General features: G+C 71.1%; 21 protein-coding genes and 1 pseudogene. 12 read left to right on the forward strand and 10 right to left on the reverse strand.

Translation table 11 applies throughout. The features are described from left to right. Nucleotides 1-41: 41 nt before the first annotated feature. From JK364_RS06145 to JK364_RS55075, 3 genes are all read right to left on the reverse strand, one after another. Complete coding sequence (locus tag JK364_RS06145) at nt 42-1,892, reverse strand: HEXXH motif domain-containing protein (RefSeq protein ID WP_201848194.1); 1,851 nt, start codon at nt 1,890-1,892, stop codon at nt 42-44. A 6-nt stretch (nt 1,893-1,898) separates the two neighbouring features. Continuing rightward, nucleotides 1,899-2,072: a hypothetical protein gene (locus JK364_RS06150; protein ID WP_201848195.1), complete on the reverse strand. Its 174-nt coding sequence runs from the start codon at nt 2,070-2,072 to the stop codon at nt 1,899-1,901. 162 nt (nt 2,073-2,234) lie between these two features. Further along, complete coding sequence (locus JK364_RS55075; protein ID WP_230991322.1) at nt 2,235-2,600, reverse strand: DUF4232 domain-containing protein; 366 nt, start codon at nt 2,598-2,600, stop codon at nt 2,235-2,237. On the opposite strand from JK364_RS55075, the gene JK364_RS55080 reads away from it, so the two are divergent. Together JK364_RS55080 and JK364_RS06160 are read left to right on the forward strand one after the other, a co-directional pair. Next, on the forward strand, nt 2,593-2,991 hold the full coding sequence (locus tag JK364_RS55080; RefSeq protein ID WP_230991323.1) for a hypothetical protein: 399 nt from the start codon (nt 2,593-2,595) through the stop codon (nt 2,989-2,991). The two genes, JK364_RS55075 and JK364_RS55080, sit on opposite strands and share 8 nt — an antisense overlap. A 276-nt stretch (nt 2,992-3,267) precedes the next feature. Continuing rightward, nucleotides 3,268-3,687 carry a LysM peptidoglycan-binding domain-containing protein gene (locus JK364_RS06160; protein ID WP_201848199.1) on the forward strand — a complete coding sequence of 140 codons (420 nt, stop codon included), beginning with the start codon at nt 3,268-3,270 and terminating at the stop codon, nt 3,685-3,687. 87 nt (nt 3,688-3,774) lie between these two features. Here JK364_RS06160 and JK364_RS06165 read toward each other — a convergent pair whose 3' ends face one another. Beyond that, the gene (locus JK364_RS06165) at nt 3,775-4,044 is read right to left on the reverse strand and encodes a DUF1876 domain-containing protein (protein WP_037952439.1); all 270 of its coding nucleotides are present in this window, start codon (nt 4,042-4,044) and stop codon (nt 3,775-3,777) included. A 35-nt stretch (nt 4,045-4,079) separates the two neighbouring features. Continuing rightward, a pseudogene (locus tag JK364_RS06170) lies at nt 4,080-4,724 on the reverse strand (phosphoribosyltransferase); the annotation flags it as partial. Between the two features lie 125 nt (nt 4,725-4,849). On the opposite strand from JK364_RS06170, the gene JK364_RS06175 reads away from it, so the two are divergent. Continuing rightward, nucleotides 4,850-5,089, forward strand: a complete 240-nt coding sequence (locus tag JK364_RS06175; protein WP_201848203.1) for a hypothetical protein — start codon at nt 4,850-4,852, stop codon at nt 5,087-5,089. Then, entirely contained in the window at nt 5,086-5,844 is a 759-nt protein-coding gene (locus JK364_RS06180; protein WP_201848205.1) for a DUF72 domain-containing protein, read from the forward strand. The genes JK364_RS06175 and JK364_RS06180 overlap by 4 nt, the downstream gene beginning before the upstream one ends. 55 nt (nt 5,845-5,899) lie before the next feature. On the opposite strand, the gene JK364_RS06185 is transcribed toward JK364_RS06180, so the two are convergent. The 4 genes from JK364_RS06185 to JK364_RS06200 are packed head-to-tail and all read right to left on the reverse strand — an operon-like array spanning nt 5,900 to nt 10,203. Further along, on the reverse strand, nt 5,900-6,724 hold the full coding sequence (locus JK364_RS06185; RefSeq protein WP_201848206.1) for a carbohydrate ABC transporter permease: 825 nt from the start codon (nt 6,722-6,724) through the stop codon (nt 5,900-5,902). After that, nucleotides 6,721-7,629 (reverse strand): carbohydrate ABC transporter permease, encoded by a 909-nt coding sequence (locus JK364_RS06190; protein WP_201848208.1) that lies wholly within the window; start codon nt 7,627-7,629, stop codon nt 6,721-6,723. Before JK364_RS06190 ends, JK364_RS06185 begins: the two co-directional genes overlap by 4 nt. Next, nucleotides 7,626-9,044: an extracellular solute-binding protein gene (locus JK364_RS06195; protein ID WP_201848210.1), complete on the reverse strand. Its 1,419-nt coding sequence runs from the start codon at nt 9,042-9,044 to the stop codon at nt 7,626-7,628. Before JK364_RS06195 ends, JK364_RS06190 begins: the two co-directional genes overlap by 4 nt. A 31-nt stretch (nt 9,045-9,075) precedes the next feature. Next, nucleotides 9,076-10,203: a carbohydrate kinase family protein gene (locus JK364_RS06200; protein ID WP_201848211.1), complete on the reverse strand. Its 1,128-nt coding sequence runs from the start codon at nt 10,201-10,203 to the stop codon at nt 9,076-9,078. 132 nt (nt 10,204-10,335) lie between these two features. Between JK364_RS06200 and JK364_RS06205 the strand changes: the two genes are divergently transcribed. From JK364_RS06205 to JK364_RS06240, 8 genes are all read left to right on the forward strand, one after another. Continuing rightward, nucleotides 10,336-11,097 carry a DeoR/GlpR family DNA-binding transcription regulator gene (locus JK364_RS06205; protein WP_201848212.1) on the forward strand — a complete coding sequence of 254 codons (762 nt, stop codon included), beginning with the start codon at nt 10,336-10,338 and terminating at the stop codon, nt 11,095-11,097. Next, on the forward strand, nt 11,094-12,446 hold the full coding sequence (locus tag JK364_RS06210) for a 6-phospho-beta-glucosidase (protein ID WP_201848213.1): 1,353 nt from the start codon (nt 11,094-11,096) through the stop codon (nt 12,444-12,446). The genes JK364_RS06205 and JK364_RS06210 overlap by 4 nt, the downstream gene beginning before the upstream one ends. Before the next feature lie 469 nt (nt 12,447-12,915). After that, nucleotides 12,916-13,677: a DeoR/GlpR family DNA-binding transcription regulator gene (locus JK364_RS06215; RefSeq protein ID WP_201848215.1), complete on the forward strand. Its 762-nt coding sequence runs from the start codon at nt 12,916-12,918 to the stop codon at nt 13,675-13,677. Nucleotides 13,678-13,729: 52 nt separating this feature from the next. Beyond that, nucleotides 13,730-15,079, forward strand: a complete 1,350-nt coding sequence (locus tag JK364_RS06220; RefSeq protein WP_201848217.1) for an ABC transporter substrate-binding protein — start codon at nt 13,730-13,732, stop codon at nt 15,077-15,079. Next, nucleotides 15,076-16,041 (forward strand): carbohydrate ABC transporter permease, encoded by a 966-nt coding sequence (locus JK364_RS06225; protein ID WP_201848218.1) that lies wholly within the window; start codon nt 15,076-15,078, stop codon nt 16,039-16,041. The genes JK364_RS06220 and JK364_RS06225 overlap by 4 nt, the downstream gene beginning before the upstream one ends. Beyond that, a complete protein-coding gene (locus JK364_RS06230; RefSeq protein ID WP_198278218.1) occupies nt 16,038-16,916 on the forward strand; it encodes a carbohydrate ABC transporter permease in 879 nt (292 codons plus the stop codon). The genes JK364_RS06225 and JK364_RS06230 overlap by 4 nt, the downstream gene beginning before the upstream one ends. Further along, nucleotides 16,913-17,902 (forward strand): zinc-dependent alcohol dehydrogenase family protein, encoded by a 990-nt coding sequence (locus JK364_RS06235; protein ID WP_201848220.1) that lies wholly within the window; start codon nt 16,913-16,915, stop codon nt 17,900-17,902. Before JK364_RS06230 ends, JK364_RS06235 begins: the two co-directional genes overlap by 4 nt. A 79-nt stretch (nt 17,903-17,981) precedes the next feature. Next, nucleotides 17,982-19,352 carry an NAD(P)/FAD-dependent oxidoreductase gene (locus tag JK364_RS06240; RefSeq protein WP_201848222.1) on the forward strand — a complete coding sequence of 457 codons (1,371 nt, stop codon included), beginning with the start codon at nt 17,982-17,984 and terminating at the stop codon, nt 19,350-19,352. A 46-nt stretch (nt 19,353-19,398) separates the two neighbouring features. Here JK364_RS06240 and JK364_RS06245 read toward each other — a convergent pair whose 3' ends face one another. After that, on the reverse strand, nt 19,399-20,175 hold the full coding sequence (locus JK364_RS06245; RefSeq protein ID WP_201848224.1) for an HpcH/HpaI aldolase family protein: 777 nt from the start codon (nt 20,173-20,175) through the stop codon (nt 19,399-19,401). Nucleotides 20,176-20,317 lie beyond the last annotated feature (142 nt).

The following is a 20,317-nucleotide window of genomic DNA, read 5'->3' on the forward strand; positions in this document are numbered from 1 at the left end:
GCGTCCGCGTCGCCGTTCGCGGGGCCCGTGCCGCGCGCCGTTCACCCGCGCGTACGGGTCCCGATCCACCGCGCCAGCGCCACCGGATCGGGACCCGTGCCCGGCGCGGTGCGCACCTCCCGGTGGACGGCCAGGGCCAGTTCGGGGTGGTTCAGCAGCGTCGTCCTGGCCGCGCCGTCCGGCAGGCCGAGGGCCAGCCCCGCCCATGCCGCGATGTCGTCCGGGTCCGCTTCCAGGCGGGCCCGGTAGCCGCGCAGCGCGGCCGCGGTGTCCCCCGCGGCCCAGTCGAGGTCGGCCGGGTCGGGGGCGTCACCGCCCCCGGGCAGCCCCGCTCCCCCGGACAACCACCCGGACATCCCCGCTCCCCCACCCTCGCGCAGCCGGGCGAACGCCGCCGGATCCGCGAGCCGGAGCCGGGCCAGCGCGGGGCGTGCCGGCGCCTCGGGGCGGGTCGGCCGCACCGAGGTCCCGGGCAGCTCCCCGGGAGGGTCGGTCCGCTCCCGCCAGGCCCGCGCCCAGCGGGCGGTCGGCTCCGGGGCCGCCGCCAGGTGGCGCATGCGGTGGACGAGCCGGTGATCGTGGATCAGATCGGACGCCAGGCGCTTCGGTACGGAGGGCACCCGCTGCGCCAGCCACAGGGTCAGCCGCTCCTCCAGCCGGTGGAGGAACTCCTCGCCCCTGGGCGTCAGTTCGGCGTGGGTGAGGAGCGTACGCAGCCCCGCGGCGGTCTGCGCCCGGCGCAGGGCGAACTCGAACGCGGCGGTGTCCCGGGCCGGGCCGGGCTCGGCACGCCGCAGCCGGTCCCACCAGAATCCGGTCACGCCCAGGAACGCGTACACCCCCTGGAGGAGCCCGCGCAGGGGTCGCGGGTCCAGCCGCCAGGGCGCGTAGTGGATCTCCTCCAGGCCCCCTTCGATCAGGGGCACCAGGTCCATCAGAGCGCTGAGTTTGATGTGCTGCGCCTCGTGCACCAGCGCGGCGGCGAGGGTGAGCGGGTCCGTGGCCCCGTTGAGCAGCACACAGCCGTACGCCTCCGGCGATGAGGCGCTGAACGGTTCGGGCCAGGCGGCGTACGGCACGGGCACGACCGAGGACAGACAGGCGCCGATTCCCCGCGGGTCCACCTGACGCTGCTCCGAGACCAGCCGCCACGCATTGCCGAATCTCTCCTGCCAGCCCCGCCACTCTTCGTCGCCGAGCCGATCGGGCTCCCGGACCCGGAGAAAGTCGCGATAGGGGTCGAGGTCGTCGACAAGGGGGGCACACACAATCCCCTCGTGTTCTCCGCGCAGCCGTCGCAGTCCGTGCCAACCGGGAGCGTCCTCGGAGAAGTCGGCGGGCAGCGTCACCGAATACGGGCCGGATAACACCACCGCCTTCCGGCCGTTCATGACGACCTCGGCGACATCGGCGGTGTCCGGAATGCGGGCGAATCCCAGGGCCGGCAATATCACCCCGCGCTCGCCCACGGGAACGGCGCCGCGAAAGTCGATTCCGGCGAGAAGAGCGGCCGAGGCGGCTATGGCATGCAGATGACCGACCGCGCTCCACAGCGGCTCTTCCCCCGATTCCAGACCGCGCAGCCTGCGCAAACAGCGGTTGAGCCACACACCCATGGGAGGGTGCAGCAGCAGCGTCTCCACGGCGGCCGGGGAGCGGTGCTCGGCCCGAATCAGCAGGTGCCAGGCGTCCCGGGGCGGGGGAAGAGGGCCGGGCAGGGCGGGGTGCGCGGAGGCGATGTCCACCAGGGCGCGCAGCAGCAGCATGGCCCGGCTGCGCTGTCCCGACCTCAGTTCGGCCACGGCCGAGGGGCCGCCCGAACCCCGCGCCAACTCGGCGAAACTCCCCGCCGATAAACGATGGTTGAGACCCCGCGTGACGGAGGACGTCATAGCCGCCTAACTCACACAGGGTTCCGACGACGACGCGTTGGCGATCGTCGGTGGGCACCGGACGATGTCGAGCAGCCGCTCCGTCACCGCGGAAATCCCTTCGTGCCGCTCGAGGTCTTCGAGTGTCGCCCCCGAAAGGTCCAGCAGCTCCGTCTCGACCTCGGTCGCGACTCGCTCCATGACACCGTCCCCCTCCGGACGCTCCCTAACGGCTCATATGAGGCATCCCTATGGTGGCCTACCCCTAATGATTGCGAAAGAGTGAACACGGCCAGTCGGCGCCTGCGTTGTCAAGATTTTCGGACACTTCCGCGCGCCCGGGAGCACCCCGATATGCCGGTGTCATCCTCCCGTTCCGGATTGCGTCGTCTCGACCTCGAACACGCCTCCGCACACCCGGAACGACCGGGCCGAGACGTTCATCGCGTCGAAGGAATCCGGCGGATAGACCCGGATCCGCGCGGCGGTGCGCCGGCACGGGGTGTCGTTCATGCCCTCGTTGAGCGTGTGCAGGCTGCTCGAGGCGCTGCCGCCGGGCGGCAGGGAGACCGGGGAGCGCGTGGGGCCGCGCCGGGTGGCGGGATCGCCGATCACCGCTCCGGTGGAGTCGAGCAGCGAGACACCGGGGTATCCGGTGAGGGTGCAGGTCGTGGCGGACCTGTTGGTGAAGACCAGGGGCAGGTACACATTTCCGGCCCCGATGTCCATCCGGCCGACCGACAGCGTCAGCTGGGCCTTGGAGCAGACGCGGCGCACACCGGACGCGGCGGCGGGCCGTGAGGAGGACGGTCGCGAGGGCCGCGCCGAGGGCGGAGGGGACTGCGCGGTCTGCGAGGCGGGCCGTTCGTTCCGGGAGGAGCCGCTCCCGGAGGAGGCGGCGGAGGCGGCCGAAGGAGAGGAGGGTGGCGCGGCGGAGGTGGAGGTCTCGGACGAGGCGCGCCGCGCGGAGTCCCCGTCCCCGGTGTCGCTGCCGCACGCGGTGACCGTGGCCAGCGCGCCGACCAGCAAGGCGCATAAGACGGGCGGCCGGGACCGCGCTGCCGTCGTGCGTCGAGCCGTGCGCCGAGTCATGCGCCGAAGAGCCGAACCGTTCCATTGACTCATGAGCGACCTCCCGAGGTCAGCCGTCTGCCGGGGCCACCGGCATCGAGGGCGGGTGCCCCGACGCCTCCCGTGCATTCCCCCCTTGGGTCTCCCTTCCCCGCGCGCGGGCTCTTATGTCCGGGGCACATTGATCGCGTCGGGGCTCAAATTCCTCACATTGGATTCTCTACCGCAAACATCCGAACACCTTGTCCACGCCAGAACCCTGGGATTACTGTTCGGCAGCCATCGCACTCGCCAACTGCCGTACCAGGACAGGAAGAAGGACTCCATGGCCGCACGCGGACGTCATCGCCGGCCCCGGCCCCACCGGGTCTCCCGCACCTCGCTCGCGATCACCGCGGGCGGTGCCGGCGTCGCCCTGCCGCTCATCGGCATCGGCCAGGCGAACGCCGCCTCAGCCCCCACTCCCACCTCGCCGACCCCGGCCGCCTCCACCGTCACGGCCGTCACGACCACGAAGGCCGAGCCGCTGCTCATCGTCCCGAAGGCCGTCCCCGAGCCACCGGCCAAGGCCCAGCCCCGGCCCGGGTCGTACACCGTCGTCCGCGGCGACACCCTCTCCCGGATCGCGGACAGGGAGAGAGTGGCGGGCGGCTGGGAGCGGCTCTACGAGATCAACCGCCAGGTCATCGGCGCCGACCCGGATCTGATCCGGCCCGGCCAGCAGCTCACCCTCGGCCACCGCTGAACGAGCCCGCACACGGGCAGCGCATACGCACAGGAGCCTCCGCCCGCGGTGGACCACCGCGGCGGACGCTCCTTCGCCCCAACGGCCTTACATCACCAAATGCGCCTTGGAATGGGTGACTTCCTCAATGTCGCCGCCCGCCTTGCCGATCAGCCGGTGCGCCAGATTGGTCAGTGCCCGCGCCGCCGCGATCTCCTCGCCGACCCTCGGCTGTGCCGGGTCGTCGGGATTGCGGTTGGCGCGGCCCTGGGCCAGCATCTCCGTACCGTCGTGCATCCTCAGCCGGACGACCGCTTCGGTCAGCGGGCCGATCTCACGGAACTCCATCTGAATGTCGCATCCCACGATCGTCTCCATCACGCTCACCTCCTGCGTCACCTTCCAGGATGCGCCTCACCGGCCTCTCCGGTCGACCGGGACAGCAACTCCACCACCTCGTCGTCCGCGGTCTGCGAGAAGTCCTCGTACCACTCCCCCACCGCCGCGAAGTCCGAGGGGGTGGAGAGGGCCACCACCTCGTCCGCGTCCTGGCGCAGCGCGGCGACCGCGTCCGGCGGCGCCACCGGCACGGCGAGGACCACCCGCGCGGCTCCCTGGGCCCGTGCCACCCGGCAGGCGGCCTGGGCCGTGGCGCCGGTCGCGATGCCGTCGTCCACGATGATCACGGTGTGGCCCTCGGCCGGGATCCGCGAGCGGCCCTGGCGGAACCGGCGTGCCTTGCGGGCCAGCTCCTCCCGCTCGGTCCGCTCCACCTCGGCGAGGTCCTCCTCATCGGCCCGGCTCATGCGGACGATCGCCTCATGGACGACCCGTACGCCGCCCTCACCGATGGCGCCGAACCCCAGCTCCCGGTGGTAGGGGACGCCGAGCTTACGGACGATGATCACGTCCAGGGGCGCATGGAGCGCGCGGGCCACCTCGAAGGCCACCGGCACCCCGCCCCGCGGCAGCCCGAACACGACCGGTTTCTCATCCGCCAAGGGGCGCAGTGCCTCGCCGAGGCGCTGCCCGGCGTCCGTCCGGTCGGTGAAGATCATGGCTCACCCCCGCTCCTGAAGGACTCATCTCCATATCAAGCCGACGGTCCGCCCATCCGCAAACCGGCGGGTTCCCGGCCGCCGGCCGGGGCGCGCGGATACCGGAGACCCGGCACCCTGGAGGTATGGAGAACGCCACCGGCCCGGACGAGTCCGGTTACCCCGTCTTCGTCGAGTCAATCGAGGTCGACAGCCGCTACCGGGTGGTGCGGCTGCGTGGCCTGGGGTGCGAACCGCTGGAACGGGAGGAGTTCGAGCCGCGCGTCCGGCAGCTCTTCCCCGATATCGACCTGGACGACCCGGCCCAGGTGCACTGGGAGGACCGGCCCGGGCAGTGGCCGCCCTGGCATCCGGGCGAGGCATGACCGCCCTCATCGGCACCTCGGGGTGGCAGTACCGGGACTGGCGCGGCGATCTCTACCCCGAGGGCTGTCCGCAGCGGCTGTGGCTGGAGGAGTACACCCGCGCCTTCGCCACGGTGGAGAGCAACAACGCCTTCTACCGGCTGCCCACGTACGACCAGTTCGCCACCTGGCGGGAGCGGCTGCCGGAGGGCTTTGTGATGGCGCTCAAGGCGAGCCGCTACCTCACCCACATCAAGCGGCTGCGCGATCCGGAGGAGCCGGTGGAGCGGCTGATGTCCCATGCGGCCGGGCTCGGTGACCGGCTGGGCCCGGTGCTGGTGCAGCTGCCGCCCACTCTGCGAGCCGACGGCGAGCTGCTGGACCGCTGTCTGGGCTGCTTCCCCTCCGGGACGCGGGTGGCCGTCGAACCGCGGCACACCTCCTGGTGGACCGAGGAGATCCGCGCGGTGCTGGAGCGCCGCTCGGCCGCGCTGTGCTGGGCCGACTCCGGCTCCCGCCCGGTCACCCCGCTGTGGCGGACCACCGGGTGGGGGTATCTGCGCTTCCATGGCGGCCTCGCCCGCCCGGCCCCGCGCTACGGGCGCCAGGCGCTGGCCACCTGGGCGCGGCGGATCGCGGACACCTGGCCGGCCGACGCGGAGGTCTATGCGTACTTCAACAACGACACGGGCGGGGCGGCGGTGCACGACGCGGCCGTCTTCGCCCGCGCCGTGGCCCGCCTCGGCCGCCCGGTCAGCCGCACCCCCTCGGCTTAGGGTCCTTCTTCCGCGGAGATCCGTCAGAAGGACCCCAGCCCGGTGCCCGCCGGGCTCACTCCTTCACCGCCCCGCCCAGCATGCCCTCGATGAACCGGCGCTGCAGTGCCACATAGACCACGACCACCGGCAGGGCGATGAGCACCGAGGCCGCCGCGAGCAGCGCCGCGTCGGAGCTGTGCTGGCCCTGGAAGAAGGCGAGGCCGAGGGGGACCGTGCGGTGGGCCTCGTCGCTGACCATCACCAGGGCCATCAGGAATTCGTTCCAGGTCCACATGAAGGTGATCACGACCATGGTGGAGATCGCCGGGCGGCCCATCGGGACCAGCACGCGCCACAGCGTGGTCCAGGTGTTCGCCCCGTCGATCCGGGCCGCCTCGATGACCGCCCGGGCGCTGCCACGGAAGTACGTGCGCATCCAGAAGACCCCGAAGGCCAGGGACTGCGCGGTCTGGGGCAGGATCAACGCCCAGTAGCTGTCGGTGAGTTCGGCGTGGCGCAGATCGAAGTAGAGCGGGACGATCAGCGCCTCCTGCGGCAGCGTCAGCCCGATCACGAAGAGGTGGAACAGCACCGTGGAGCCGGGGAAGCGCATCACCCCGAAGGCGTACGCGGCGAGGATGGCCAGCACGGTGGTGGCGGCCACCACGACCGCCGTGACCAGCACCGAGTTCCCCAGATAGGTGCCGAAGTGGCCACGGCTCCAGGCGTCGGCGAAGTTGCTCCAGTGCAGTCCGTCCCTGGGCAGTGAGAAGCCGGTGTCCAGGGAGCTCTGTGAGCCGAAGGCCGTGGAGAGGATGCCGATCACGGGGGTGAGGGCGATGACGGTGAAGAGGGCGAGGATGCCGTAGGTGACGGTGCGTTCCAGGCGTGTGGTCATGCCCGCCGCCCTTCCACGAGCCGGGAGACCGTGACGGTCAGGACGAAGATCAGGACCGTGAGGGCCACGCCGACGGCGGCGGCCGAGCCGACCTGGTTGGTCTCGAAGGCCCGGTGGTAGACCTCGTAGGCGGGGACGGAGGTGGCGTTTCCGGGGCCGCCGCTGGTGGTGATGTAGATCAGGTCGAAGTTGCGCAGCCCCGCCACGATGGTCAGGGTCAGCGCCACCGCGATCTGCGGCCGCAGACCGGGCAGGGTGACGGTGCGGAACTCGCGCAGCGGCCCGGCGCCGTCCATCCGCGCCGCCTCGTACAGCTCGCGCGGGATGCGCTGGGCCCCGGCGAGGAAGAGGACCATGCACAGCCCGGTGCCGACCCAGGTGCCGACGACGCCGACGGCGGGCAGCGCCCAGGTGTAGTCGCCGAGCCAGGGGCGGGCGAGGCCGCCGAGGCCGACGGCGCGCAGGACGTCGTTGAGCAGCCCGTCGGGGGCGAGGATCGAGCGCCAGGCCACGCCGACCACGATCAGCGCGAGGACCTGCGGCAGGAACAGGACCGTACGGAAGAAGGTCATCCCCCGGACCCGGGCCCGGGACATCACGGCGGCCAGCAGCAGCCCGATCGCCACCGGCAGGGCCGCGTAGAAGACGAGCAGCAGCAGCGCGTGGAGGAAGGGGGCGCGCAGGCTCGGATCGCTGAACAGCGCGCGGTAGTTGTCGAATCCGGCGGGGGTGGCGACCGTCAGCCCGTCCCAGTGCACGAAGGACAGCCACACCGACTGCCCGAAGGGGTAGAGCAGGAAGACGGCGTACACGATCAGCGCGGGCAGGATGTAGAGATAGCCGATGGCGCGCGGTTCGCCGGGGGCGCGGCGGCGGTATGCCCTGGTCAGGGCGGCGAGCCTCATCGGGGTCCCGCCGCGGCGTGCTGCTCGCGCTGCTTCTTCACGAAGGCGCCGTAGTCCTTCTGGAGGGTCCCCGCGAAGCTGTCGGGGGAGGTCTTGCCGCTGACCACGCCCTGGAGGGCGGCCGAGAGGGTGTCGTAGAAGGTGGGGGTGGAGTAGTCCAGGTACGGGACGAGTCCATCGGCGGCGCTCAGCCGCTTCCATCCGGCGATCATCTGGCCGTCGGCGCTGTCCGGGCTCACTCCTGCCGCGGCCTTCGCGGGGACGGCCGGCAGCACTCCGTGCCGGGTCATCACGTCCGCGGCGTGTGCGTCGGTGAGGAAGTCCAGATAGGCGGCGGCCACCTCCGGGTGGCGGGAGCGGGAGGTGATGGACCAGGCGAGGCCCTGGCCCCCGGTGGTGACGGGGTCGCCACCGGCCTTGGCGGGCGGGGGCGGCATGATGCCCAGCCTCTCCCCCATGGGCTTCTTCAGGTCGGCCAGCTGCCAGGTGCCGGTCAGCAGATACGCGCCGTCGCCGGAGGCGAACTTCTTGGCCGCGTCGTCGTAGCCGAGGCCGTTGGCGCCGCCGGGCAGATAGCCGCGCTTCGTCCAGTCGGCGAGGGTGGCCGCGGCGTTCTTGGTGGCGGCGTTGTCGAAGCCGTCGCCGCGGCCGAGGACGGTGTCGCGGGCGTCGGCGGCGCCGAGCTGGTCCTGCAGCACCCCGAAGGTGTGGATGGCGGGGTACTTGTCGAGGTTGCCGAACTGGATCGGCAGCTCGCCGCGGTCCTTGAGCCTGGCCAGGCCGTCGGTGAACTCGCCCCAGGTACGCGGGGGTTGGAGCCCTGCCTGCTTCAGCCGGTCCTTGTTGTAGTAGAGGCCGATGTACTCGCCGGTCTGGGAGATGCCGTACAGCCGCCCCCTGCCGAAGTCATTGCCGTCGGCGGAGACCCGGTTGAGGTTGAGCAGGGTGGCGGGATAGCGGCTGTTCCAGTCGTAGATCCCGGCGTAGTTGTCCAGCGGGGCGAGCAGCCCGGCCCGGACGAAGGCCACCATGTCCGGGTAGCCCTGGTTGGCCTGGATGACATCGGGCGGATGGTTGCCGGATACGGCCAGCTTCAGGGTGGTCTTCAGATCGGTGAAGCTCCGGGCGACCCGCTTGATCCGCACATTGGGGTACTTCCGCTCGAACTCCCGGTTCAGCTGCTGTATCTCGCCGTTGGTCCCGCCGCGTATCTCCTGGTCCCACACGGTCAGCGTGGTCTTTCCGGCCTTCGCCGGATCGGGTATGGCGGTGGCCGCGCCGGTCCCGGCACCGGCGGCCCCCGAGCCGTCGGTGCCGGGGACACACCCCGCGGCGAGCAGGACGACGCCGATGGCGAGCGCGGCCGGGACGGCTCTGCCGCGGGTCCGGCGCGCCCCGGTACGGGCGAGTTCCATGGGGTTCTCCTCGATGCGGTGATCAGGACCGTCAGGACCTTTGGGCACTGTCGTGCACCCGGAAGCCGATGGTGGGCAGGGCCCGCAGCCGTGCGCAGCCGCGCACCCGGTCCGGGATCAGATCGCCCAGGAAGGCGTAGCGGCGGGCGAGTCCGGCCGCGTCCGCACCGCCATCGGCCGCCTGCCGCGCACGGTTCCACCAGGCGGCCACCTCCGGCCAGCCGGGCGCGGCAAGGGAGCCGCCGAAGTGCTGGACGGAGAGGGCGGCGGTGAGGTTGGCGAAGGCGAGCCGGTCGGCGAGCGGCCAGCCCGCGAGCGTGCCGGTCATGAATCCCGCCACGAAGACATCGCCCGCCCCGGTCGGGTCCAGCGCGTCCACGGGCAGGCCGGGCACCTCGGCGCGCTCCCCGGTGAGCGAGTCGATGGCCACGGCGCCCTCGGCACCCCGGGTGACGACGGCGATCGGCACCAGCTCCGCCAGGGCCCGCACCGCCCGCTCGGGGCTGTCGGTGCGGGTGTAGCGCTGGGCCTCGGCGGCGTTGGGCAGGAAGGCGTGGGCGTAGGGCAGATCGGGGAGCGCGGCGGGGTCCCAGCGGCCGGTCTCGTCCCAGCCGACATCGGCGAAGATCTCGCTGCCCTGGGCGTGCGCCCGGTGCACCCAGTCCTCCTGCCGCCCCGGTTCGAAGGTGGCCACACAGGCGCGGGAGCGCGGCGGCGCGCCCCGGACGGCGGGCGGCGGGGCCGGGTGCTCATGGGTGACCATGGTGCGCTCGCCCTCGTACGCCATGGAGACGGTGACCGGGGAGTGCCAGCCGGGGACGCGCCGGGAGGGGGTGAGGTCCACGCCCTCGCCGAGGGCGAGGCTCTCCCAGCAGTAGTCGCCGTAGACATCGGTGCCGAAGGCGGCGGCGAGCGTGGTGTGCAGGCCCAGCCGGGCCAGGGCGGTGGCCATGTTGGCGATGCCGCCGGGGCTCGATCCCATGCCGCGCGCCCAGGACTCGGTGCCGCGGACGGGCGCGTGGTCGAGCCCGGTGAAGATGATGTCCAGGAACACGGTGCCGGTGAGGTAGACGTCGTGCTCGGGGTCCGTGGAGGCGCGCAGCGCCGCGAGCGGGTCGATCGGGTGGATCGGATCGGGGGTTCCGGCCGTGGTGCTCACCTACGTGCCTTTCCTTGTGCGGCAGGGCTTGTTCGCGATATGGCGTGAGCGACACCTTGCACCTCACCCGGGGTGAATGCAAGAGGTCGATCAGAGTCGCGCACACTCGCTCATCTGCAGTACGTTGCCACCATGCTGCGAGAGAGCCGCCACGAGAAGCTGCTGAGCATCCTCGGCGAGGAGGGCGTGCTGCCCATCGGCGAGATCGCCACACGGCTCGGCGTCAGCGAGGCCACGGCCCGCCGGGACATCACCGAGCTGGGCCGGGCGGGCCGGCTCACCCGGGTCTACGGCGGCGCGGTGGCGGCGCCCACCCAGGACGAGGAGCGCCCGTTCAACGAGGTGGTGGTCGACGACCTGGCGGACAAGGAGGCCGTGGCCCGCGCCGCCGCGGAGCTGGTGGCGGACGGCGATGTGCTGCTGCTGGACATCGGCACCACCACCCTCCAGCTCGCCAAGCTGCTGCGCGGCCGCCCGGTCACCGTGGTGACCAGCAATCTCGCGGTCTACGACGAGCTGCGCGACGACCCGGGGGTGACCCTGATCCTGCTGGGCGGGCAGGTGCGCGCCAACTACCGCTCGGTGGTCGGCTTCCTCACCGAGTCCAATATCCGCCAGCTGCGGGTCGGCCGGCTCTTCCTCGGCGCGAGCGGGGTGCTCCCGGACGGCAGCGTGCTGGACAGCACCCATGTGGAGGTGCCGGTCAAACGGGCCATGCTCGGCGCGGCCCGGGAGGTGGTGCTGCTGGTCACCGCGGGGAAGTTCCCCGGCGACACGGGTCTCGCCCGGATCTGCGGACCTGAGGGCATCGACACCCTGATCACCAACAAGACCTCCGACCCGGCGACGCTCGCCGTGTTCCGCGAGGGCGATGTGGAGGTAGTGACCGTATGAGGCTGACCGTGCTGGGCGGCGGCGGGTTCCGTATGCCCCTGGTGTACCGGGCGCTGCTCGACGACACCGGGGACGAGGCGGGGCGCTGCACCGAACTGGTGCTGTACGACACCGACCAGCGCCGGCTGGACGCGATCCGCGCGGTCCTGGCCGAACAGGCCACGGGCCGCCCCGCCGCCCCCTCGGTCCGGGCCACCACCGATCTCGATCAGGCGCTGCGCGGCGCCGACTTCGTCTTCTCGGCCATCCGCGTCGGCGGCCTGGAGGGGCGGGCGAACGACGAGCGGATTCCGCTCGGCGAAGGGGTGCTGGGGCAGGAGACCGTCGGCGCGGGCGGGGTGCTCTACGGGCTGCGCACCCTGCCGGTGGCGCTGCGGATCGCCGAGCGGATCGCCACCGCGGCGCCGGACGCCTGGGTCATCAACTTCACCAACCCGGCGGGCATGGTCACCGAGGCGATGCAGCGGGTGCTCGGCGACCGGGTGATCGGCATCTGCGACTCCCCGGTCGGCCTGTGCCGCCGCGCCGCGCGGGCGGTCGGCGCCGACCCGGACCGGGCCACGTACGACTATGTGGGCCTGAACCATCTGGGCTGGCTGCGCCGGATGGTGGTGGACGGCCGGGACCGGCTGCCGGAACTGCTCGGCGACACCGGCGCCCTGGAGTCGTTCGAGGAGGGCAAGCTCTTCGGCGCCGAGTGGCTGCGGGCGCTCGGCGCGCTGCCCAACGAGTATCTGCACTACTACTACTTCAACCGGGAGGCGGTGGCCTCGATCCGGCAGGCCCCGGCCACCCGTGGCGAGTTCCTCCGCGACCAGCAGGCCCGGTTCTACGCGACGGTGGGCTCGGGCGCGCCCGGGGCGCTCAGGGAGTGGGAGCGCACCCGGCTGGAGCGCGAGGCCACGTACATGGCGGAGAGCCGCGAGGCCACCGGCGGCTGGGAGCGCGACTCCTGCGATCTGGACGGCGGCGGCTACGACCGGATCGCGCTGGCCATCATGCGGGCGATCGCCCGCGATGAGCACGCCACGCTGATCCTCAACGTGCGCAACCGGACGGCCGTCCCCGGTCTTGACGAGGACGCCGTGGTCGAGGTGCCCTGTCTGGTGGACGCGGGCGGGGCGCGGCCGCTGGCGACCGGCGCGGTGGCGCCGGACCAGCTCGGCCTGATGCTGTCGCTCAAGGCGGTGGAGCGCTCGGCCATCGAGGCGGCCACGACCGAAGCGGGCAGCGATTCGGGCATCGCCCGCGGTGCGGCCCTGCGGGCCCTGGCGCTCCACCCGCTGGTGGACTCGGTCAAGGTCGCGGGCCGGATTCTCGACGCCTCCGGGGCCCTGAACCGCTCTTAGGGCCTGTCTGGGGTTGTGATCTGGGCTCGCGGGGCGTGGCACGCTCCCCCAGCTACCGCTGGGAGGTGCCCCCTCTCGCCGCGTTGCCGAAACGCCCTAGTAGCTCCGCTACGAGGGCCTTCCGGCGCCTTGCGATCGCACGCACCACGCCCCGCTCCCTGATCCAGATCACAACCCCAGACAGGCCCTAGCACATGTCCGTTCGGGCATTCACCAGTATCTGAACCCGCCCGGACGGGCTCCGTTCACGCCCTCTTTTGGCAAACGGGCGAGAAACGGGCCCGCCGGGTGGACAATCAGGCAACCGGGTTCCTCACCGTCCGTTGCCTCATCCATCACGACCTGCTCTTATAACGGTTGTGAAACGGGCGCATACGGTCACGATCTCTGTGGTGCCAAGACTGGCTTCCCCTGTTGCGCGCTTGTAAAACTGCCACGCAAGCCGAAAGACCTAGGCAGGAGGTGCGGCGTGGACGCGGAGGAACGCCGTCGGGAGATCCTCGACACGGCTCGGCGTGCCGGCGTCGTCGACGTCGGCAAGCTCGCCGCCGACCTCGGGGTGTCCAAGGAGACGGTGCGCCGCGACCTGCGGGTCCTGGAACAGCACGGACTGGTGCGGCGTACCCATGGCGGCGCCTACCCCGTGGAGAGCGCCGGTTTCGAGACCACCCTCGCCTTCCGCACCACCATGCATGTGCCGGAGAAGTCGCGGATCGCGACCGCGGCGGCCGATCTGCTGGGCGACGCCGAGACGGTCTTCATCGACGAGGGATTCACCCCGCAGCTGATCGCGGAGGCCCTGCCCAGGGACCGGCCGCTCACCGTGATCACCGCTTCCCTCACGACCGCCACCGGCATGGCCACCCGTGACAACACCACCGTGCTGCTCCTCGGCGGACGGGTGCGCGGCGGCACGATGGCCACCGTCGACCACTGGGCGACGCATATGCTCTCGGGCTTCGTCATCGACCTGGCGTTCATCGGCGCCAACGGCATCTCCCGCCAGTACGGCCTGACCACCCCGGATCCGGCGGTCAGCGAGGTCAAGGCGCAGGTGGTGCGGGTGTCCCGGCGGAAGATCTTCTCCGGGGTGCACACCAAATTCGGGGCCGTCAGCTTCTGCCGGTTCGCAGATGTCTCGGACTTCGAAACCATCGTGACCGATACGGGTCTACCGCTGACCGAGGCACACCGCTATTCGCTGCTGGGGCCCCAGATCGTCAGGGTCTGACGCCCTTCCCCCGCTGTTTTTCCTTCCCCACGTCCCTTCGATTGGACCCGTTATGCCAGTCCTGACTCTTCGTGCTGCCCGGATACCGGTGGTGGCCCTGACCGCGGGCGCGCTCCTCACCGGTTGCGCCGGTATGGGGGGCGGCAGCTCAGGCGACAAGACCATCAATGTCCTGATGGTGAACAACCCCCAGATGGTGGACCTGCAGAAGCTCACCAAGAAATACTTCACCAAGGAAACGGGCATCACGGTCAAATTCACGATGATGCCCGAGAACGAGGTCCGCGACAAAATCAGTCAGGACTTCGCCAATCAGGCGCGCCAGTACGACGTGGCCACCATCAGCAATTTCGAGGTGCCGTTCTACGCGAAGAACGGCTGGCTGATGCCGCTCGACGGCTACGCCGCCAAGGACAAGGCATTCGACCAGAAGGACGTCCTCCCCTCGATGCGGCAGTCGCTGACCGCCGAGGACGGCAAGCTCTACGCCGAGCCCTTCTACGGTGAGTCGTCGTTCCTGATGTACCGCAAGGACGTCCTCGCCGAGAAGCATCTGAAGATGCCCGAGCGGCCCACCTGGCAGCAGGTCGCGGACATCGCGGCCAAGGTGGACGGCTCCCGCAAGGGGATGAACGGCATCTGCCTGCGCGGACTGCCCGGCTGGGGTGAGCTGATGGCCCCGCTCACCACGGTGGTCAACACCTTCGGCGGCACCTGGTTCACCAAGGACTGGAAGGCGCGGCTGGACTCGCCGGAATTCACCAAGGCGACCAAGTTCTATGTCGACCTGGTGCGCAAGCACGGTGAGGCCGGTGCGGCCCAGTCGGGCTTCGCCGAGTGCCTGAACAACCTCACCCAGGGCAAGAGCGCCATGTGGTACGACGCCACCTCGGCCGCCGGGTCGCTGGAGGCGAGCAAGTCCCCGGTCAAGGGCAAGATCGGATATGTCCAGGCGCCGGTGGTGAAGACCCAGAGCTCGGGCTGGCTCTACACCTGGGCCTGGGGCGTCCAGAAGGCATCGCGCCACCCCGACAACGCGTGGAAGTTCATCTCCTGGGCATCCAGCAAGAAGTACGAGGCCCTGGTCGGCAAGAACTTCGGCTGGGCCAATGTGCCCGCGGGAAAGCGGTCGTCCACCTACACCTCTCCGGAGTACCGCGAGACCGCCGGCAGCTTCTCCGAGGAGACCCGCAAGGCGATCCTCAGTGCCAAGCCGCGTGATCCGGGAGTGCAGCCGCGGCCGACCATCGGCATCCAGTTCGTCGACATCCCCGAATTCGCCGATCTCGGCACCAAGGTCGCCCAGGAGATCAGCGCCGCCATCGCCGGAAAGCAGTCCGTCGATACGGCATTGAAGAATTCGCAGAAGCTGGCCGAGAAGGTCGGCGAGGAGTACCGATGAGTAATCCGACGACGGCAGTACCCGTGAGTGGCCAGCGGCCACCGAGCGCGGCTCCCGCCTCCGCGGGGCGTCCCAAGGCAACCCGGAACCGGGCCCGGGAGTGGGCCACCCGGGCACCGCTGCTGCCCGCGCTGATCTTCCTGATCGTGGTCACCCAGCTTCCGTTCGTGGCCACCCTGGTGATCTCGCTCTTCGACTGGAACTCGTTCCGGCCCGACCGCCGTGCGTTCGCGGGGCTGGACAACTACCAGACGGTGCTCAGCGACGAATCGCTGCGCGAGTCCATCGTCACCACCGTGCTGCTGACCGCCTCCGTGGTGATCGTCAGCGTGGTGCTGGGGCTGCTGCTGGCGCTGCTGCTGGACCGCAAGTTCCGCGGCCGGGGCCTGGTCCGCACCATGCTCATCGCGCCGTTCCTGCTGGTGCCGGTGGCCTCGGCGCTGCTGTGGAAGCACGCGCTGTACAACCCCGAGTACGGCCTGTTCAACGGCGTGCTCAACTGGCTGGGCGGGCCCCAGCCGGAGTGGCTCACCGATACGCCGCTGATCGCGGTGGAGGCGTCGCTGATCTGGCAGTGGACGCCGTTCATGATGCTCATCCTGCTCGCCGGGCTGCAGAGCCGCCCGCTGGACATGGTCGAGGCGGCCCGGCTGGACGGGGCGGGCGGCTGGCAGATCTTCCGCTTTCTGACGCTTCCGCATCTGCGCCGCTATCTGGAGCTCGGCACCCTGCTGGGGTCCATCTACATCGTGCAGAACTTCGACGCCGTGTTCACCATGACCCGCGGTGGCCTGGACACCGCCAACCTCCCCTACACCATCTACGAAACCTTCTACAACGCCCACGAGTACGGGCTGGCATCGGCCGCGGGGGTCGTGGTGGTGATCGGCACGATCGTCATCGCCACCTTCGCGCTGCGCGTGGTGTCGTCCCTCTTCCGTGAGGAGGCGTCCCGCGCATGACCGCCGTGAGCACCCCGGTGACCATCACATCCGTTCCCGAAGCCACCCGCCGGGCCAAGCGGCGCGGTGCCGCGCTCGGCGTGCTGGCCTGGTTCGTCGGCATCGTCTTCGTACTGCCCGTGCTGTGGATGCTGCTGACCTCGTTCCACTCCGAGGCCGACGCCGCCACCAACCCGCCGTCGCTGGCCGCTCCGCTGACCCTCGACGGGTACAAGGACTTCTTCGGCGTGGGCGGCGGGGCGAGCCCCTGGCCCGCGCTGCTCAACTCGGTGGGCACATCCCTCTTCTCCACCTGCTTCGTGCTGCTGCTGGCGCTTCCGGCGGCGTTCGCGCTGTCGATCCGGCCGGTGCGCAAGTGGACGGATGTGATGTTCTTCTTCCTGTCCACCAAGATGCTGCCGGTGGTGGCCGGACTGCTGCCGGTGTTCCTGTTCGCCAGGGACATCAACTTCCTGGACAACGTCTGGCTGCTGGTCATCCTCTACACCTCGATGAACCTGCCGATCGCGGTGTGGATGATGCAGTCCTTCCTCGCCGACATCCCGGTGTCGATCATCGAGGCCGCCCAGATGGACGGGGCGCGGCTGCCCACCATCCTGTGGCGGGTCGTGGCCCCGATCGCCGGGCCGGGCATCGCCGCCACCTCGCTGATCTGCTTCATCTTCAGCTGGAACGAGATGCTCTTCGCCCAAGTGCTCACCGGTGTGGTCGCCCAGACCGCCCCGGCCTTCCTGACCACCTTCGTCACCAGCCAGGGGCTGTTCCTGGCCAAGGTGTGCGCCGCGTCGATGGTCATTTCCCTGCCGGTGCTCGCCGCCGGTTTCGCCGCCCAGGACAAGCTGGTCCAGGGCCTGTCTCTAGGAGCAGTCAAATGAGGGCCGCAGTCATCGAAGCCCCCGGGAAGGTCACCGTCGCCACCGTCGCGGACCCCACCCCGGGCCCCCGTGAGGTCGTGGTGGATGTGGCGGCCTGCGGGCTGTGCGGCACCGATCTGCACATCCTGCAAGGGGAGTTCGCGCCCACGCTGCCGATCGTCCCCGGGCATGAGTTCGCCGGTGAGATCGTGGGCGTCGGCAGCGATGTCACCGAGCTGGCGGTGGGCGACCGGGTCGCCGTGGACCCCTCCCTGCACTGCCATGAGTGCCGCTACTGCCGGATCGGCCGGGGCAATCTGTGCGACAACTGGAACGCGATCGGGGTCAGCGTCCCCGGCGGGGCCGCCGAGTTCGCGGTGGCCCCGGTGGCCAACTGCGTCAAGCTGCCCGAGCAGGTGGACGTGGCCGACGCGGCCCTGATCGAGCCGCTGTCCTGCGCGGTGCGCGGCTATGACGTGCTCAACGGCAACCTGGGCGCCGAGGTGCTCATCTACGGCTCGGGCACCATGGGGCTGATGATGCTGGAGCTGGCCAAGCGGACCGGCGCCACCAGCGTGGACATGCTCGATGTCAACTCCGAGCGGCTGTCCACCGCCACCACCCTCGGCTGCTCCCGGTCCGCCGCCTCGGCGGACGAGCTGGACCAGCCGCGGGGCTGGGACGTGGTCATCGACGCCACCGGCAACCAGGCCGCCATTCAGGACGGCCTGGGCCGGGTGGCCAAAGCCGGAACGTTCCTGCAGTTCGGTGTCTCCGACTACGCGACGCGGGCCACCATCGAGCCGTACAAGATCTACAACCAGGAGATCACCATCACCGGCTCGATGGCCGTGCTGCACAGCTATGAGCGTGCCGCCGGGCTGTTCGCGAGCGGGGTGCTGGACCCGAAGATCTTCATCAGCCACCGGATGCCGCTGGAGGAGTACCCCAAGGCGCTCGACCAGTTCAAGGCGGGCGTGGGCCGGAAGATCGTGGTCGTCCCGTAACCGTGTGTGGTTGACGGCCCAAGCCCGGGACACCAGGCTTGGGCCGTTATCGATCACGGTCGGCGGGAGGGGCGGGCATATGGGCAAGGGCGACGCGGTAGTGGTGGGCGGGGGCCTCGCGGGCACGCTGGCGGCGGGCGCGCTCCTCGGCCACGTCGACACGGTCACCCTGGTGGAGCGCGACCGCTACCCGGACCAGCCCGCCTTCCGCAAGGGCGTGCCCCAGGGCCGTCATCTGCATGTCTTCCTCAGCGGCGGGCGGCGCGCCCTGGAAGAGCTGTTACCCGGGCTGAACGGGGAGTTGGAGGCGGCCGGCGCACACCGTCTGGAGGCGCCGCGCGATGTGATCACCAAGGCCCCCAACGGCTGGCAGCGCCGCTTCCACGAGGGCAGACACGCCACCACCAGCTGCACCCGGGCGCTGTTCGACGCCACCGTACGGGCGCGGGTCCTCGCCGAGGCCGAGGGGTCCGGGACCCGGGTGGAGGTGCTCCAGGGCACCGAGGCCACCGGGCTGCTCGGCGACGCGGACCGGGTCACCGGCATACGGGTGCGGACGCGGGACGCCGAGCGCGCCGAGCGGGAGTTGACCGCCGATCTGGTCGTGGACGCCTCGGGGCGTGGCTCGCGCGCCCCCAAGTGGCTGGCCGAACTGGGCGCCCCGGCACCGCGCGAGGAGGTCGTGGACGCCGGGATCGGCTACTGCACCCAGATGTTCCGGCCTGCCGAACCGCTGGACATGGTGATGGTCATCCAGCCGCGCCCGGACCTTCCGCGCGGTGCGGCATGGTCCCCGGTCGAGGGCGGCCACTGGCTGCTGACACTGTCGGGGGTGCGCGGTCAGCATCCGCCGACCGAGAGCTCGGAGGTGCCCGGCTTCGTCAAGTCCCTGGGCGAGCCGGCGCTGTACGAACACCTGCTGACCTGTGAGCCGGTGTCCCCGCCGTACGGGTTCCGCGACACCTCCAACCGCCGCCGCCACTACGACGCCCCGGGCGGGGCGCCCGAGGGGTTCCTCGCGGTCTCGGACGCCGCCTGCACCTTCAACCCGATCTACGGCCAGGGCATGGCGGTGGCCGCCCTCAGCGGGCTGGCCCTGCGCCGCTGCCTGGCCGAGGGGGGCCTGCGGCCCGGTTTCGCGGCCGCGGCGCAGCGCGCCGTGGCCCGGGCGAGCGACACCGCCTGGCTGACCGCCGTGGGCGCGGACCGCCCGTACGCCACGGACGCGGACGCCACGCCGCCGGGCGCGGCCGAGCGGCTGCGGAGCTGGTACTTCGGGCGGCTGGCGGATCGGGCGGCGGTCGACCGGGTGGTCGGCGCGGCGTTCCGCGATGTCACCTATCTGGCGGCGGGCCCGTCCCGGCTGCTGTCTCCTTCGGTCGCCCTGCGGACGGTGCTGCTGCCGAGGGCCCGGGGCCTGACCGACCCGCCGCTGCGTGTGGAGAGTTGACCCCGGAGGGCGCCCGGGACCCCGGAGAGTGCCCGGGAGGGTGCGCTCAGCCGGTCGCGTCGGTCGCGTCGCGCAGATGCGCGGCCGCCGCCTGCTCCAGGTGGGCCAGGTCACTGCTGACCGTGGCGAAGGTGAAGCCCTGGGCCAGGCGCCTGGCGGCCGTGGCCCCGTCGGGGCAGTGGATACCGGCGGCGATGCCCGCGGTCCGTGCCTCCTCGGCGACCTTCGTCAGCGCCGCCTCGAACTTCTCCGCCACCGAGGTGTCCGTCGACGTACGGCCGCCGAGTGCGATGGTGAGGTCGGAGGGGCCGATGTAGACGCCGTCGAGACCGTCCGTGGCGCAGATCTCCGCGGTGTTGGCCAGTCCCCGGGCCGTCTCGATCATCACGACGCAGGCCACTTGCCGGTTGGACTCGGCCGGGGCGGGGCCGACCCGCAGACCCGAGCGCATCGGGCCGTAGGAGCGCACCCCGAGCGGGGGGTAGCGGCAGTAGCTCACCGCGGCGGCCGCCTCCTCGGCGGTGTTGACCAGCGGGACGATCACCCCGCGGGCGCCGGCGTCGAGGGCCTGGCCGATCCAGAAGCCGTCGTTGCCCGGGACGCGCACCATACCGGCGGCGGTGCCACGGGCGTCGATCGCGGTCATCGCGCCGAGGGTGCCCTTGTAGTCGAGGAGGCCGTGCTGGGCGTCGACGCAGATGTAGTCGTAGCCGAGCCCGGCCAGCCGCTCGGTGCCGACGGGGTTGTCGAGGACGACCCAGTAGCCGATGATCCGCCGGCGGGCGCGCAGCCGGGCCGCGAAGTCGGCGGGGGAAGTGTTCATGCTGTCGGCTTCTCTCCTTCGGGGAGTTGTACGGCCGTCTCACCCCATGCGTGTTGTGAGCGGCACGCTCGCATGATTGCACGTAACACGCAAGCATCTGCCCCGCGTCCGCGGCGAAACAGCGCGAAATGCGCAGACTGGT

This window comes from Streptomyces endocoffeicus (assembly GCF_016741935.1).
Taxonomy (GTDB): Bacteria; Actinomycetota; Actinomycetes; order Streptomycetales; family Streptomycetaceae; genus Streptomyces; species Streptomyces endocoffeicus.